Below are 13,395 nucleotides of genomic sequence, written 5' to 3' on the forward strand. Positions count from 1 at the left end.
AAAATTAATTATTTTGTAATCATTCAATCATAAAAACACATCACTATATCTTATTAAGGCATTCAGCGTGATTGACCGAACAGGAAAGACTAACCGCACATGTTAGCGTTGATCATAAATTCATAAACATGGTTATCATAAATGCTCGGTCAGTACATGTTTTATTCTCCATGCCGTCGTTATTACTTTTTCTAAAATATCCAAGCTATTTCATTTTCAATTTAATAATTCACTCTATATCTTTCATACCCTAATATGTAAATTTCATTACAATGTTATTAACATAATTGTAAATAACATATAATCTATGCAGCATTAATAAATTTGTTATACTTTACTAGTCAGTAAATACTTTTGATCAGGAGTTAACGATGAAAAATATTCTAAGCACTTACGTATATTATTTAGTCATGCTTGTTATTGTTGGCATCATACTAGTTAGTCTATATTTTACATACATATGGAACAATAACCAGTCACCCAATCAAGATAAATATCAAAATTTCGCTCAATTAAAATCAGATACAGTGAAACAGCGTGATTGGCAAAGAAATGTTAAAAAAACAAATAATAAAGATATACTTATTACTGCGATACATGGTGGCGGTATAGAACCGGGCACCTCCGAATTAGCTAAAATCATTTCTAAAAAAGGAGACTTTAATTTATATAGCTTTGAAGGCTTACTAAAATCAAGTAACAAACAATTGCATATTACATCTACCAATTTTGACGATCCTAAATTGAAAGAAATGACAAATCGTTCTCAAGAATCTATCTCAATACACGGATTTCAAGGTGATAAAGATATCGTTTATATCGGCGGCCAGGATAAAAAAATGGCGCAATCCATAAAAAAAGAATTAGAAAAAGAAGGATTTAATGTAGAAAAAAGTCCAAATAATATTAATGGCCGTTCTTCTAAAAATTTCATCAATGAAAATAACTCAGGTTCTGGTGTTCAACTGGAGATATCTACATCTATTAGAAAATCATTTTTCAAAAAAGACAATTTAAACAGAAAGACGAGAGAAAACACGAACAAATACCGAAATTCAATTTATGATTTCGCTGAAGCCGTCACTAAAGGCATTCGTTCACAAACTTAAAAATTAATTTTTTCAGTTTACTTCTATCAATTGACTTGCTTTTTTAATAATGAGTATAAAATACTCATTATTAAAATGCGAGGGACTTTAAAAATGAGACTATTAAACAAACCATTATATATGTATTTAATGTTGTTTTTATTCACCACAATCGTTGGCACCTTATTATTATATTTACCGATCACAGGTGTAAAACCTTTAGATTTTGTAGACGCATTTTTTATCTCTGCTAGTGCATTTACAGTTACTGGCCTAGCGACTATAGATATATCTAGTCAATTTAATTGGTTAGGCGATACTATTATTTTATTACTTATTCAAATTGGTGGGTTAGGAATAGTCACGGTAACACTTTTAACACTGATACTGATGCATCGAAAAATCAGTTTAAGAAACCGTTATTTGATTATGACAACCTGGAACATTGAAACACCTGGTGGCGTCATCAAATTGATTCTTCAATTCGTCGTTTATAGTATCCTTACAGAATTCATTGGAGCAATATGTATCGCACTATCATTTATTCCAAAATATGGCTTTGGTAAAGGGCTATTTTTAAGTGTGTTTACTTCAATTTCTGCTTTTAATAATGCTGGTTTTTCATTATTTAGTGATAATATGATGCGCACTGTTAATGACCCTATAATAACTATAATCGTTCCAGCTCTTATCATCATGGGTGGTATTGGACCGCTTGTCTTTTTAGACGTCGCTACAACAAGAAAGTTAAGTAAATTAACCGTACACTCAAAAATAGTATTAACGACATCTGTCATACTCATATTTATTGGTTGGGTTGTGTTTTACTTTTTAGAATATAACCATTCTATGATGCATTTATCATTTTTAGAAAAACTTGGCGCTTCATTCTTTCAGTCTGTTACGACACGAACTGCTGGTTTTAACAGTGTCGATATCGGACAAATCACACCACCTACTTCAATATTATTAATGCTTTTAATGTTTATTGGTGGCGCCCCTATCAGTGCTGCAGGTGGTATTAAAGTAACAAGTTTAGTCTTAACGTTATTATTTATAAAAAGTACATTAAAAAACGAACAACACTCTTCTATTTTCAAAAAATCTATACATGACCATACATTAAAAACTGCTGTGGCCATTACATTTTCTGCCGGGACATTTGTTATATTTATCTCATTTATTGTAAGTTATTTGAATTCGGCAATATCTTATTCTAAAGTATTATTTGAAGTGATTTCCGCTTTCGGCACCGTAGGGCTATCGATGAATTTCACGACATTATATGATAGCCCTACGAAAATAGTCATTGTACTCACAATGTTAATAGGTAAAATGGGTATACTTACATTTCTCCAATTATTTATTACTGAAAAAAAGCAAAAATTTTATTATGCTAAAGAAAATGTGCATCTATAAAAAATGAAAACAGACCAGAAATTAGTTTTTAATTTCTGGTCTGTTTCTATTTCACATAAATATTCGTTTCAGTACAATCTAACCAAACCCGTATCACACTATTTTACTCTTCTTAAAATTGTTGATGTTATTGCACAAATCATTGTCACTAATACCAAAATATTCATCATTATCATATGTGTACCAGTTATTTCGAATCCTAAACTAAAGTTACCAGATTGACTGTTGGTAAAACCATTAACAAATATGATCGCTAATACGCTTATCGCACATAAAATACCAATCACATCAAAAAAGAATTTAACATATGGATATTTAATACCTTTAGTTAACATGCGTCTCACCTCAACTAAATTTAAAGTTACGAACTATATATCGTATGCTAACGATTTCCTAATTACGATTACATGTAATGTATCACACTATACAAAATCATAAAATAGTTAGAATTGTTGATGCCATGATCAAATCACTTCAAAATTGTTCTTTACTTTATACCACAAAGCATCATTCATTAACCAATTGTATACTTTGAGCTAACTTTTTGATTTGTGCATTGTCTGTTGCATTAACTTCAACTGTTTCTACATCTTGCTCAACTGCATTTTTAGTGTCTTGATAAACATCCTCAGGGTTCGAAGATGTGCTTGTCTCCCATCTGTAAGGAATTTTTTTATAAATATTAATAGTTCCATCACCATTACTACTAGATGTTATTGAGCCACCCACTTTCATTGGCGCTTCTAATTTAACAACATCCTCAGGATACTTTGCGCTCTTTTCCGCATTTCCATTTACTGGTGACCCTTTTGGATATTTTTTGACATAAATATTTTTGACATCTTTAATCATACCTAGTTGATGCCAAACACGTGCGTATTCGATCTCTGAAGCACTTAAACCTGTTAAATAACTTGTACTATTATCGTCATTTTCCTTTTTTGAAACATTATCGTTTTTCTTTTTAACTTTTGAATCTGTATTCTTGTCATTTTCAGCCGTTGAATCTTGAGGTAACGACTGATCCTTTTTTGCTTCACTTTGTTCTGTAGATTGTCGTTCCTCACGCTGATCATTGTCTTCATCTTGTTTGTTTGTATTACTGCTTTGCTCAACATCATCACTATTTTTTTCGTTGTTACCACATGCTGTCAAAATCACTGATAAAAATAACAATGACAGTATTAAACTGATTTTTTTCATTATCTATACCCACCTATGATTTTATATTATTAAAGTAACACGAAACTATGACGTTCACAATTATATTTAAAAATCGTTTTTCAATGTATTAAAAAACGAGCATAGTCCATTAAGACTTGCTCGTTTATATGCAATACTTCTATTTTATTTTTAAAATTTGCCCTACTTTCAAACTATTAGAACTCAACTTGTTATCCTTTTTAATTTTATCTACAGTAGTACCTTGATTTTTAGCAACACTGTATAAAGTATCACCTTTTTTAACCGTATATGTCTTAACTAAATATAAAATTTGTCCTTTACTAATATTATCAGATTTTAAATGGTTCCATTTTTTTATGTTTGCTACACTCACTTTACTTCGTTTTGAAATATTATAAAGTGTGTCTCCCTCAACCACTTTATGTGAATCTCCAGTAATGGAATCACTTGGTGTGTTAGGATTTTTTAACTTTAGTACTTGTCCTACAGAAAGTGTGTTACTCGTTAATTTATTCCATTTCTTAATATTATCTATTGAAACGCCACTTCTTCTCGAAATACTATACAGCGTATCACCTTTTGATACTTTATAAGTGTTACCAGTAATTGCTCCATCACTACTACCACCTGATAGAGATTTATAGTGTTTTTGTACTAAACTGTAAAACTGGTTCATATTATATCCCCATTGTCCGAAATAGCCAATCGGATCTGAATGGTCTGAACCACCCCAATATTGACTTACCGCATTGTGACTTATAATTGTGCCTGTCCCTTGATTATTGTCAGCAAGTGAAGGCTGTAGCCCATTGGCTTTCAACATTTTTGCTGTTAAATATGCTTGGTTATTAACAGATCTTGCGAACCCATCAAATGTGTTAGCTCTTGTTAATTCAATTTGATAAAAATATGGATTGGCATTAGCACCTGCGCCCCAAGCTAAATATTGACTTGGCGCAGTCTGCACAATTTTATCGCTACCCGCATACGCATGTACAAATGCACTATTATAATTGTTGTACATGTAATTTACCTCACCATCAATTGTACTGTTTGGATTGGCCGTTTCATGAATTACTACACCGATATATTTGCCAGATTTATAATTATACTTTGGTAAGTTATTCATTCTAGAATCTTGTACGATTTTAGCTGGCTTTATATTATTATTTGCTATGTATGTATTTACATCTTGATATGCTCGATTTGCTGAAAAACTTCTCATTTCAGTATTTTGACGTTCACCATCTTTATTATGTAACTTTAAATCTCCTGGTGTTAATGCATTTTTCAATTGTTGCGGACTCATTTTTTGAGCTTTTTCATAATCAATGGCTTTACTCGTATTTTCTTTATTTTGTGTATCATTTTTCTTTGTATCCTGAGTGCTTTTATTTTCTTGTGCTGCCATTGCAGTTTGTGACAATAATAAACTTGAAACCAACAACAATGAAACACTAAATCTAAACTTCATAACGACATCTCCTTGAATAAAATATTAATCCGTTTACTATTAAGTAGCAAAAAATTTCATTTACAAAACTTCTTTAATTCATTCTATATTAATATTGAATTAATTACAAAATGAAATATTATTTTATACTTCATATTAACGACATTTACCGTTTCTAAAACAAAATTAAAAGCCGTCGCTCACTTGAGCAACGACATTTTATTAAATATCTGTAAAAACACTAGATAGTATCGCAATCAAAGCCACCACTAACACAAGTATTAAAATGGAATCAATTTTTCTTTGATTACGTTGGTTCATAGGTTTTCTGAACTCTTTTAATGCTTTAAAACCTGCGATTAAAACAATAATTAAACAGACTAAATGAAATAACAAGGCAAACACAGCCATCACAATCACCCCAAGTCATATGAATAAGATTTTCAAACCGTATCACTACAAAAACCTAAAAATCTCTTATGAAAAGGTCATATTATTTATTTATCCATACCCTTTCTACTTATTAAACTAACGAGCACTTTTATTTTCTATTTAAAAATGTCAAAAACATTTGACATTTAAGCACATGTTTTTTATGTTGAAAATGAAAAATTTTCTACTCATGGAGGCATCATTATGAAATTATTCATCATTTTTATTGTTGTTTTATTATTTACAGTCAGCTGGACGATACTGTCTCATAAATTTTTACCTTCAGAGATATCTGACCAAGCTAATAATCAATATGACGAAAGGCAAAGTAAAATATTCACAGAAGTACTTGCTAGAACTTGCGTTTGGACAATACACGCCCTACTCTTAACATTTATATTGCGTATAATTAATGTATGGGACTTTAATCACAGCTTTTTTTCAACTTATCCAGAGCTATCCATCATTATCATTATTTTCATATTAACGATTATGAACTATTTTTACGTAAAACGTAAATATACATAACAGGAAGATAAAATGAAAAACAAAATCAAACATTATCGCAAGCAGAAGGCCATTTCCCAATTAAAACTTAGTCAAGCACTTGGCGTTTCTAGACAAACCATTAATGCGATTGAAAATAATAAATATGATCCATCATTATCTTTAGCATTTAAACTGGCATCAATGCTCGATACTACCGTTGATGATTTGTTTAGCTAATTAGCATTGATGCTAATACGTATCGCAAAATGTTTCCACTGACTTACCAAACGATTAAAATAACTTATCTAACATCATGTCCGGCACAATTTCTATAATACTTTATTTACTAGCTCTAAAATAGCATCGTTGGCTTTAAACATAATTATTTCAATATTAATTGATAAAAAGCTAAATCTAACCATCTGTCAAATTTATAACCGACACTTTTTATAGTTCCACATAATTCAAAACCATACTTTTCATGTAATTTAATGCTAGCAGTATTTGATGCGTCAATACCTGCAACAATTGTCTTATAATTTCTGTTTTTAATTTCTTCAATTAATTTAACTAAAAGTTGTGAAGCTACACCTTCATTTCTAGTTTCTGGGTCAACATAAATCGAATGTTCTACAGTATATTGATATGCTGGCCAATTTCTAAACGCACCATATGTTGCAAATCCAACAACTTGGCCATCTTTTAAATATACAAAAATGGGTTCAGCTTGCTCTAATTTTGTATGAAACCAAGTTTCTCTTTCTTCAATGGTTACTGGCTCATATGTATAAACTGCAGTCGTATTTAATATTGCATGATTATATATACTTAAAATCGATTGTAAATCTGATTGTCGTGCTTGTCGTATCATATCGTTTCACCTCTATTTCATTGTATATTCAAAGTATATCTACAGCAAATCTATGTCATAAAACATAACAAAAACACTCACCATAACCCTAAAGTTATCTAATGAGTGTTTTTCATAAAAATATTTATATATGCACAAGGCACAAATAGTATTATTTATTAATAAATTGTAATTCATAAAGTTCTTTTTCATCATACGTATTAAATCTATCTAATTTACCATTTAACATGATTGTTTTTACTTTTCTACTAACGTTATGATAATAATTAATTCTAATATTTAAATTAGATTCATAACCATTATTTTGAATGGTACTTTGCAATTCATCAAAAACATCTTTATTAATTGGTAATAAATAACCTTCTTTACTTGGTAAGATACTTACATATTTCTTTTGAATTACGTTATCTTCATTAAGAATAATTTCAATCTTAATATCTTTTGCTGCTCCGCCACCTAGATTAAAAATTTTCAAATAATCTTGGTGTTCAACAGAATCAGAACTTGTATTAATCATTTGTAATTGATTATCTTTATCTAAAGAAAGTAAAATTTGATTAAATCCAAGCGCAGGAATAAAACTTATTTTCATTTGGTACAGTTGTATTGAAACTGAAACAAAATAAAATAGTGCCATTATAAAAGTTCCAATAGAACCAATAGCTGAAATAATGTTTATCATACTAAACCACCTTTATATTATCATTGAGAGATGGTCGTTGATTATCGTAATATTTTCACAAAAAAGATCATAATTTCTACCCGTTATAATAAAAATTTTTTCTAACTTTTTATAAGTCGATTTATCTTAATTATTTTTTTCTTAGCGCACTAATAATAAGTGAAGCGATAAATATAAATACAATTGACCCAATCAATGCTGGGAAAATTGGTACACCACCCCATACTGGGCCCCAAGTACCAAGTAATCTACTACCAATCGCAGAACCAATTAGACCAGCAACAATATTACCAATGATACCTCCTGGAATATCTTTACCTACGATAGCGCCTGCAATCCAGCCGATTAGACCACCTACAATGATCATTATTATAAAACTCATATGCATAAACTCCTTTTTATTTGTATATTTTTAAGCACATGAATATTACGATAATCAACATGAAAATACAATACCACAATTACTTTATTTACGTAAATGGTAATCAATGTTTTTAAATACAAAAAGACCCCTAATAAAAGGGGCCTTATAACGGGAGTTATGAATCTTCTGCATGCCCAAGGGCACACAGAAAACCCATCTCCTCATTTTCGCACACCCGTGGGCATGCAAAACTAATTATAAAACTACGTGACAGTAATGTAAATCTTAAATTTGTAACATGTGCTTGATTTCATCTTATAATTTTATTTTTTCATTTAATGCAATAAAGGATTATAACTATAATGATAGACAGCTATATTATAAACTTATCTATATGTATCATTGAATTTGATAGCTTTCAAAACATTGATTTGATGCAGCTTTTTGTTTCAAACCACTATACATTTTACCTAAATATAGCGCTAGAAAGAGATCGATTTATAAAAAGATGGCTAATATCTTCAAAATCATTCCAAATCTTCTTTTCAAATAACACAAAAATATGATGTATGACTTTATTCATTATTATGTTTTTCTTTGATCATTTCAGAAGGTACTGCAAATACAAATAGTAAAATAAATAATATCAATGCTAAATGAGGCATATCTTCAAGAAAATACCATCTTAAATTCCAATCAAACATCATATTCGCATATTTAACAATATACTTACTAAACAATAAAATAACGCATATCCATACTAAAACATCTAAAATTTTAGTGATAAGTTTCATGTATAGCCCCCTTATAAGTTATAAAAAATAAACGCTATAATTACGATAAAGAGAAAATCAAAAATGATTTTCTTGATATTTTTTTCCATAACGTGTGGTATCGCACCTATGATTAAACTTAGTATAATAAGTATACCAGACTCGTTAACAACATAGTCCAGAAATTTCCATTCAAAAATCAAAGCTAGAATCAATGAGGCAAATACTAAGATCAAAGCTACTATGCCAAAAGTGTTTGCTATCACTTCTATTGTCTTATATTTTTTCTTATTATTTTCATGATTCATAAAATGCCTCCCAAATGCAATATGAACATTCATTTTAAAATACTTAAGATTAGTATTTATGTTTTTTAAATTTCTGTGAGTGGACTATAAAGGTAGAAAACACTTTAGTTAAGCCTTTTAACGGTTACTTTTCTTTGAAATTTCAATACTTTTATAAAGCAAAAAGCCTGCATTTAAAACAGTTATTATTGCAAAAATCACGGTAAGAAAAACTTTAAGATGATTGAATGTACCAAAAGCAAATAATAATACTAAAATTATATTCATAAAATTAGCAATCATAAAACCCATATCCATATTATTCCTCAAATTTCTCACTCCTGTTGAACTAATACTTTTAGAAAAATATTCCGTATTTACATAAATTTATATCTTGAGTTAATTTATTAATAATGTGCTGAATTATCCAAATGTCTCTATATTTCTTTAATACACTATCTGCACTTAGTAATTATCTTCTCTTTTAGCTCTTAATGCCTTAATCATGTAATAGATATTTACTGTAGCCGCAATTAAAGCACCAACGCCAACTGTAATAGAATTATTGTAAAATGAATAAACAGCAAATATGAGCGCACCGACAAATATAACAAATGAAACAATTATCTCAATATTATTCCACATATAATTACCCCTTTTTGTTATAATATTATTTCAATGCTAACATACTTTTTATAAAGCATATGTTGTATCCATCAAAAAAATAAAAATTTTTAATTCATATATATGATTTAAGCAATATGATACTTAAATACATCAAAGTTATATGACAAACAGCAACACACCCAAAGTACTCTAGGAGTTGACATAATTTGAATAGATTAATTGATGATATGGGTTTTTGGTATGAAGGACATACACTATCTTATCCTTTGATATTTGCAGATTGCACAGTTACATATAGTATTATGGAATTAAAAGTACTTTTAGAATATTATCAAAAAGATTCATGGTGGAAAAATTATACTATTGCACTCATGGTTTTCGAGTCAAAATACAATAATGCTGGGTAGTTCATTACAAATTTTTGAATCCAAATTTTAAAAATAGAGAATCAATACCTGAGGGGTGAAGAAAGTGAATAAGAGAATGGCTATACACCATACAATTAATATCATTTTAATGATAACACTCATAATTTTTAATTATACAAATATTAGTGGATTTACCACTTCATTAATATTAGCAGTACTCTTTATGGGTAATGCAATTTTATTAATACGGGCTAGTACGAAAAAAATAGAAAAAGATGGCGTTACGATAGATGATTATAACAAGAAGTAATATAACTTTATGAGAAGTGATATGATGCAATTTGGCAAATATAAAATTGATGAATTTTACCTAATCGTGATTGGCGGATTTTTAATAACATCTATTTTTGTACCATTCATGCTCATTTCAGTGGTGTTAATGGTTATTTTAGGATTAGAAAAAGATGAATAATATATAAAAGGAGATGGGTATCATGGAATTCAATAATTGGACAGTTACAATTAATGGCAAAGGATCATATAATATAGTCAGAGACGAAGATACACTAGTTATTTTAGAAAACTATCAACACGTTGCCCTATATTTAAATTTGGAAAATGATGCTATAAAAGTTAAATCACTAAGTTATGGAAATGATGTATCGTTTAATGTTGTTACAAGAGAAATCATTGTAAATGTTATAAATTTATTAGATGATGACGATTAATCTAAATCATCACTATGCAAACTTCAACAATAATGAAATTATAGAAAGTTCACTTAAAAAACTTAAAATACACTTATTTAAAATTAGTAATTTCTTACACTTGAATAAAGTTTAAGGTCCTTTCCCAAAATATATAACACAAAAAAATAACCCTGTAGGTATATGCCTACGGGGTTTTCAGATACAATATCTATTATTGTTTTTCTTTTATATACTGCTATTTTATGAATAATCACTAATGTTCAAAATACTGATAAATAGGCATTTATGTGCAATTTAAGATACTTTCTTATTCATACCCTTGCCCTTATTATCAAAATTATGCCCTTTTTTTGCCCTTGAAACATAAAAAAGACCCAGTAAAGGGTCTTTGTGCACTGATTATAGGGCTCATTACACACAGCCTTTGCGAATCCCAGACCATTGGTAAAGGATAAACTCTTACTATTATAATATCATTATAATAGTATTATAACAATAATAATACTTAAACTTTTGGATTATAGATTATAGGATTAGATCGAATTTTATCTATAACATTACTTTCATTTACAACAAATGCAGTTAAAAATTCCGCTTTGTCTTCTCCAGTCATACGAATTACTACCACATAACCATCTGGAGTTAAAAGTGAAACTCTTCTTTTTGGAGAACTCTTTTTACTCTTAGTATCATGCCCTTGAAATATCGGAATTCTATCATCTTGCAAAACTTGTTTTATCCATAAAATTCGCTTTGCTCTTTCACTATCAAACATATCTTTATATCGATTTCTTCTATCCGATTTACAATAAAAAGCATGATCAAAATGTTTTGGATAAAATTTCACTTTTATATTATGATGAGTGGTTATACTTTCTTTGCAATATTCTTCATAAAAAACACGGCGATATTCATATTCATCATCCAGGTGAGTTAAATAGCTATACATTATGATCTAACCTTATTTTGAAAACATTGAATTTTTTTTCTTGTCTCGGACTAGATGAAATTTCCCCACCCAAATGTTCTTCTAACCTTGTTACAAAGGAACTTTTAGTGTTATTAAACTGTCTTTTATTATTGTAATGGTAAGCTACAGACCCACTTAATAAATCTGCTAGCTGGATGAAAACCGATTCTTCAGAGCGAATAGGCAAAACATCTTTTATTTCACCTTCAGTTATATTATTTAGTATTTCCTTTAATTTAGGTAATCTTCCAGCATCTTTATTGCTCTTATAATCTAGATATATACTATAAGAAGCATAATTCATGCACCACTTATCTAATAAATTAAAATAAAATTTATAAAATCCTAATTCATTATCAGAATTGTGGTATTTTTGTGTATTAACTTTACTTGTTTCAACTACAATGCACCTAAAACGAATTTTACGATTTCCAAAAAAATAATCTAATACATCAAAATAGAAGTTCTCTTTCGAATTTGAAACTTTGTTCCATTTAAATTCCCCACCAATATCATAGCGTTTTTTCAAGCTATCCAGGTCTTTTTTTACAGTTTTATGGTCTTCCTTATTTAACCAAATACCTCCAAGTACCATAAAACCACTTTTATTTGTACTAAATAAATTTTCTAAACTACTTTCATCACAAAATACTTCAATATTTTGAATGTAATCCAAAACTAACACACCCTAATACATTATTAATTAAATAAAGATAGTATAACAGAAAATCAACACATTTAATTATTTGTTTAATAAATAATTAAATAATGTCAATTCAGATACTACAACATTTTTGTAAAACGAATCATGTCCCTACATAATATACCATTTTCACTAATTTCTTCATTATAGTTTCTATCAAAAAATCCAATATCTATCTCACACATTCTAAAACCCATTTTTTGATAAAATGCAATTTGTCCTATACTAGAATTACCTGTTCCAATCTCCATTTCTTTATAGCCCTTCTCTTTTGCGTATTCAAAAGCATTGGCTAATAATTTTTTACCTATGCCTAAACCTTGCTTAGATTCTAATACTGCAATATTAACTAATTCTATTTTATCTGTATTAATTTCCTGTAGTACATAACACCCTATTATTTGGTTATTTTCTTTATATATAAAGCATTCGCCATTCTCTAAATACTCTAAAATCAATTTTTTTGATGGATCTGCTAGTAACATAAGGTCAATAGGAGCATTATCTATAGATATCAATTTTTCAATCATATTCATCCCTCTTTCAATACATTATAACACCTTAAATATTATAAGGTATTATAATATTCAACAACCCCACCAACCCTTCTACTGATGGGTAGTTATATTATGTATCAAAACAAGAAGAGAATCGCTTCTAAAACCTAAATCGCTAAATTCAAGATGATAGCTATTAAAGCCAAAACAATAGCAACATAACCGAGTTTGTATTTAGCTAATACTCCATAAATACCAACAAATAAAATTCCTAAAGTTGTACTTAAAGAAGCTACATCTGAATTTATTTGAAAGGCAAAAACAACGAGACTAATGAAGAAAAATACAGAAGAAATAATCAAAGAAATCATAGAAAAAATACCACGATTTTTTTCATTCATAATAAAAAGCTCCTTTCACTTTTCGAACTATAAAACATTATGACCTTATGTACGTTGAGCAACAGAACACTTAATA

General features: G+C 29.0%; 23 protein-coding genes. 8 read left to right on the forward strand and 15 right to left on the reverse strand.

All coding sequences use genetic code 11. The features are described 5' to 3' along the window. Positions 1-371: 371 nt before the first annotated feature. On the forward strand, positions 372-1,109 hold the full coding sequence (locus MUA21_RS12565) for a poly-gamma-glutamate hydrolase family protein (RefSeq protein ID WP_258085683.1): 738 nt from the start codon (positions 372-374) through the stop codon (positions 1,107-1,109). Positions 1,110-1,202: 93 nt separating this feature from the next. Beyond that, the gene (locus MUA21_RS12570) at positions 1,203-2,507 is read left to right on the forward strand and encodes a TrkH family potassium uptake protein (protein ID WP_107526132.1); all 1,305 of its coding nucleotides are present in this window, start codon (positions 1,203-1,205) and stop codon (positions 2,505-2,507) included. Between the two features lie 98 nt (positions 2,508-2,605). Here MUA21_RS12570 and MUA21_RS12575 read toward each other — a convergent pair whose 3' ends face one another. The 4 genes from MUA21_RS12575 to MUA21_RS12590 form a co-directional block, all read right to left on the reverse strand. Beyond that, complete coding sequence (locus MUA21_RS12575) at positions 2,606-2,842, reverse strand: hypothetical protein (RefSeq protein WP_046207071.1); 237 nt, start codon at positions 2,840-2,842, stop codon at positions 2,606-2,608. A 172-nt stretch (positions 2,843-3,014) separates the two neighbouring features. Beyond that, positions 3,015-3,710 carry a YdeJ family lipoprotein gene (locus MUA21_RS12580; protein ID WP_262561447.1) on the reverse strand — a complete coding sequence of 232 codons (696 nt, stop codon included), beginning with the start codon at positions 3,708-3,710 and terminating at the stop codon, positions 3,015-3,017. A gap of 139 nt (positions 3,711-3,849) precedes the next feature. After that, complete coding sequence (locus MUA21_RS12585) at positions 3,850-5,166, reverse strand: LysM peptidoglycan-binding domain-containing protein (RefSeq protein WP_262561448.1); 1,317 nt, start codon at positions 5,164-5,166, stop codon at positions 3,850-3,852. Positions 5,167-5,367: 201 nt separating this feature from the next. After that, entirely contained in the window at positions 5,368-5,556 is a 189-nt protein-coding gene (locus tag MUA21_RS12590) for a hypothetical protein (RefSeq protein ID WP_107526134.1), read from the reverse strand. Between the two features lie 225 nt (positions 5,557-5,781). Here MUA21_RS12590 and MUA21_RS12595 point away from each other — a divergent pair, with 225 nt between their 5' ends. Both MUA21_RS12595 and MUA21_RS12600 read left to right on the forward strand, forming a co-directional pair. Further along, a complete protein-coding gene (locus tag MUA21_RS12595) occupies positions 5,782-6,105 on the forward strand; it encodes a hypothetical protein (RefSeq protein WP_064263514.1) in 324 nt (107 codons plus the stop codon). Positions 6,106-6,117: 12 nt separating this feature from the next. Next, positions 6,118-6,303 carry a helix-turn-helix transcriptional regulator gene (locus tag MUA21_RS12600; protein WP_064263516.1) on the forward strand — a complete coding sequence of 62 codons (186 nt, stop codon included), beginning with the start codon at positions 6,118-6,120 and terminating at the stop codon, positions 6,301-6,303. Between the two features lie 145 nt (positions 6,304-6,448). Here MUA21_RS12600 and MUA21_RS12605 read toward each other — a convergent pair whose 3' ends face one another. The 7 genes from MUA21_RS12605 to MUA21_RS12635 form a co-directional block, all read right to left on the reverse strand. Further along, positions 6,449-6,937 (reverse strand): GNAT family N-acetyltransferase, encoded by a 489-nt coding sequence (locus tag MUA21_RS12605; protein ID WP_064209641.1) that lies wholly within the window; start codon positions 6,935-6,937, stop codon positions 6,449-6,451. Positions 6,938-7,088: 151 nt separating this feature from the next. Continuing rightward, complete coding sequence (locus tag MUA21_RS12610) at positions 7,089-7,619, reverse strand: hypothetical protein (protein WP_046207078.1); 531 nt, start codon at positions 7,617-7,619, stop codon at positions 7,089-7,091. 130 nt (positions 7,620-7,749) lie between these two features. Continuing rightward, positions 7,750-8,001, reverse strand: coding sequence for a GlsB/YeaQ/YmgE family stress response membrane protein (locus tag MUA21_RS12615; RefSeq protein ID WP_064209642.1), 252 nt, complete (start codon positions 7,999-8,001; stop codon positions 7,750-7,752). A gap of 557 nt (positions 8,002-8,558) precedes the next feature. Next, complete coding sequence (elxI1, locus tag MUA21_RS12620) at positions 8,559-8,777, reverse strand: epilancin biosynthesis-related protein ElxI1 (protein ID WP_064263942.1); 219 nt, start codon at positions 8,775-8,777, stop codon at positions 8,559-8,561. Between the two features lie 11 nt (positions 8,778-8,788). Beyond that, entirely contained in the window at positions 8,789-9,064 is a 276-nt protein-coding gene (locus tag MUA21_RS12625; protein WP_262561449.1) for a hypothetical protein, read from the reverse strand. 117 nt (positions 9,065-9,181) lie between these two features. Then, positions 9,182-9,361 carry a hypothetical protein gene (locus tag MUA21_RS12630; RefSeq protein WP_262561450.1) on the reverse strand — a complete coding sequence of 60 codons (180 nt, stop codon included), beginning with the start codon at positions 9,359-9,361 and terminating at the stop codon, positions 9,182-9,184. A 147-nt stretch (positions 9,362-9,508) separates the two neighbouring features. Continuing rightward, the gene (locus tag MUA21_RS12635) at positions 9,509-9,688 is read right to left on the reverse strand and encodes a hypothetical protein (RefSeq protein WP_064263938.1); all 180 of its coding nucleotides are present in this window, start codon (positions 9,686-9,688) and stop codon (positions 9,509-9,511) included. Positions 9,689-9,876: 188 nt separating this feature from the next. Between MUA21_RS12635 and MUA21_RS12640 the strand changes: the two genes are divergently transcribed. The 4 genes from MUA21_RS12640 (at position 9,877) to MUA21_RS12655 (ending at position 10,766) form a co-directional block, all read left to right on the forward strand. Further along, positions 9,877-10,077 carry a hypothetical protein gene (locus MUA21_RS12640; RefSeq protein WP_262561452.1) on the forward strand — a complete coding sequence of 67 codons (201 nt, stop codon included), beginning with the start codon at positions 9,877-9,879 and terminating at the stop codon, positions 10,075-10,077. 64 nt (positions 10,078-10,141) lie between these two features. Then, positions 10,142-10,348, forward strand: coding sequence for a hypothetical protein (locus MUA21_RS12645; protein WP_046207084.1), 207 nt, complete (start codon positions 10,142-10,144; stop codon positions 10,346-10,348). Between the two features lie 21 nt (positions 10,349-10,369). Further along, positions 10,370-10,510 (forward strand): hypothetical protein, encoded by a 141-nt coding sequence (locus MUA21_RS12650; protein WP_157948019.1) that lies wholly within the window; start codon positions 10,370-10,372, stop codon positions 10,508-10,510. Between the two features lie 22 nt (positions 10,511-10,532). After that, on the forward strand, positions 10,533-10,766 hold the full coding sequence (locus MUA21_RS12655; RefSeq protein ID WP_262561454.1) for a hypothetical protein: 234 nt from the start codon (positions 10,533-10,535) through the stop codon (positions 10,764-10,766). 487 nt (positions 10,767-11,253) lie between these two features. Here MUA21_RS12655 and MUA21_RS12660 read toward each other — a convergent pair whose 3' ends face one another. The 4 genes from MUA21_RS12660 to MUA21_RS12675 form a co-directional block, all read right to left on the reverse strand. Next, positions 11,254-11,697: a hypothetical protein gene (locus MUA21_RS12660; protein WP_262561455.1), complete on the reverse strand. Its 444-nt coding sequence runs from the start codon at positions 11,695-11,697 to the stop codon at positions 11,254-11,256. After that, positions 11,690-12,394, reverse strand: coding sequence for a DUF3800 domain-containing protein (locus MUA21_RS12665; protein ID WP_262561457.1), 705 nt, complete (start codon positions 12,392-12,394; stop codon positions 11,690-11,692). Before MUA21_RS12665 ends, MUA21_RS12660 begins: the two co-directional genes overlap by 8 nt. Positions 12,395-12,501: 107 nt before the next feature. After that, positions 12,502-12,951 (reverse strand): GNAT family N-acetyltransferase, encoded by a 450-nt coding sequence (locus MUA21_RS12670; RefSeq protein ID WP_262561458.1) that lies wholly within the window; start codon positions 12,949-12,951, stop codon positions 12,502-12,504. Between the two features lie 134 nt (positions 12,952-13,085). After that, complete coding sequence (locus MUA21_RS12675; RefSeq protein WP_224395949.1) at positions 13,086-13,319, reverse strand: hypothetical protein; 234 nt, start codon at positions 13,317-13,319, stop codon at positions 13,086-13,088. Between the last annotated feature and the right edge of the window lie 76 nt (positions 13,320-13,395).

Origin of the sequence: Staphylococcus ureilyticus (assembly GCF_025558845.1) — a bacterium.
GTDB classification, from domain to species: domain Bacteria; phylum Bacillota; class Bacilli; order Staphylococcales; family Staphylococcaceae; genus Staphylococcus; species Staphylococcus ureilyticus.

Excerpts from the sequence above, each read along its gene's own strand:
- MUA21_RS12605 (WP_064209641.1), bottom strand. The coding sequence starts at position 6,937 with ATGATACGACAAGCACGACAATCAGATTTACAATCGATTTTAAGTATA.
- MUA21_RS12600 (WP_064263516.1), top strand. The coding sequence starts at position 6,118 with ATGAAAAACAAAATCAAACATTATCGCAAGCAGAAGGCCATTTCCCAA.
- MUA21_RS12655 (WP_262561454.1), top strand. The coding sequence starts at position 10,533 with ATGGAATTCAATAATTGGACAGTTACAATTAATGGCAAAGGATCATAT.
- elxI1 (WP_064263942.1), bottom strand. The coding sequence starts at position 8,777 with ATGAAACTTATCACTAAAATTTTAGATGTTTTAGTATGGATATGCGTT.
- MUA21_RS12635 (WP_064263938.1), bottom strand. The coding sequence starts at position 9,688 with ATGTGGAATAATATTGAGATAATTGTTTCATTTGTTATATTTGTCGGT.
- MUA21_RS12565 (WP_258085683.1), top strand. The coding sequence starts at position 372 with ATGAAAAATATTCTAAGCACTTACGTATATTATTTAGTCATGCTTGTT.
- MUA21_RS12625 (WP_262561449.1), bottom strand. The coding sequence starts at position 9,064 with ATGAATCATGAAAATAATAAGAAAAAATATAAGACAATAGAAGTGATA.
- MUA21_RS12570 (WP_107526132.1), top strand. The coding sequence starts at position 1,203 with ATGAGACTATTAAACAAACCATTATATATGTATTTAATGTTGTTTTTA.
- MUA21_RS12595 (WP_064263514.1), top strand. The coding sequence starts at position 5,782 with ATGAAATTATTCATCATTTTTATTGTTGTTTTATTATTTACAGTCAGC.
- MUA21_RS12610 (WP_046207078.1), bottom strand. The coding sequence starts at position 7,619 with ATGATAAACATTATTTCAGCTATTGGTTCTATTGGAACTTTTATAATG.
- MUA21_RS12630 (WP_262561450.1), bottom strand. The coding sequence starts at position 9,361 with ATGGATATGGGTTTTATGATTGCTAATTTTATGAATATAATTTTAGTA.
- MUA21_RS12580 (WP_262561447.1), bottom strand. The coding sequence starts at position 3,710 with ATGAAAAAAATCAGTTTAATACTGTCATTGTTATTTTTATCAGTGATT.
- MUA21_RS12660 (WP_262561455.1), bottom strand. The coding sequence starts at position 11,697 with ATGTATAGCTATTTAACTCACCTGGATGATGAATATGAATATCGCCGT.
- MUA21_RS12615 (WP_064209642.1), bottom strand. The coding sequence starts at position 8,001 with ATGAGTTTTATAATAATGATCATTGTAGGTGGTCTAATCGGCTGGATT.
- MUA21_RS12670 (WP_262561458.1), bottom strand. The coding sequence starts at position 12,951 with ATGATTGAAAAATTGATATCTATAGATAATGCTCCTATTGACCTTATG.
- MUA21_RS12675 (WP_224395949.1), bottom strand. The coding sequence starts at position 13,319 with ATGAATGAAAAAAATCGTGGTATTTTTTCTATGATTTCTTTGATTATT.
- MUA21_RS12650 (WP_157948019.1), top strand. The coding sequence starts at position 10,370 with ATGATGCAATTTGGCAAATATAAAATTGATGAATTTTACCTAATCGTG.
- MUA21_RS12590 (WP_107526134.1), bottom strand. The coding sequence starts at position 5,556 with ATGGCTGTGTTTGCCTTGTTATTTCATTTAGTCTGTTTAATTATTGTT.
- MUA21_RS12585 (WP_262561448.1), bottom strand. The coding sequence starts at position 5,166 with ATGAAGTTTAGATTTAGTGTTTCATTGTTGTTGGTTTCAAGTTTATTA.
- MUA21_RS12575 (WP_046207071.1), bottom strand. The coding sequence starts at position 2,842 with ATGTTAACTAAAGGTATTAAATATCCATATGTTAAATTCTTTTTTGAT.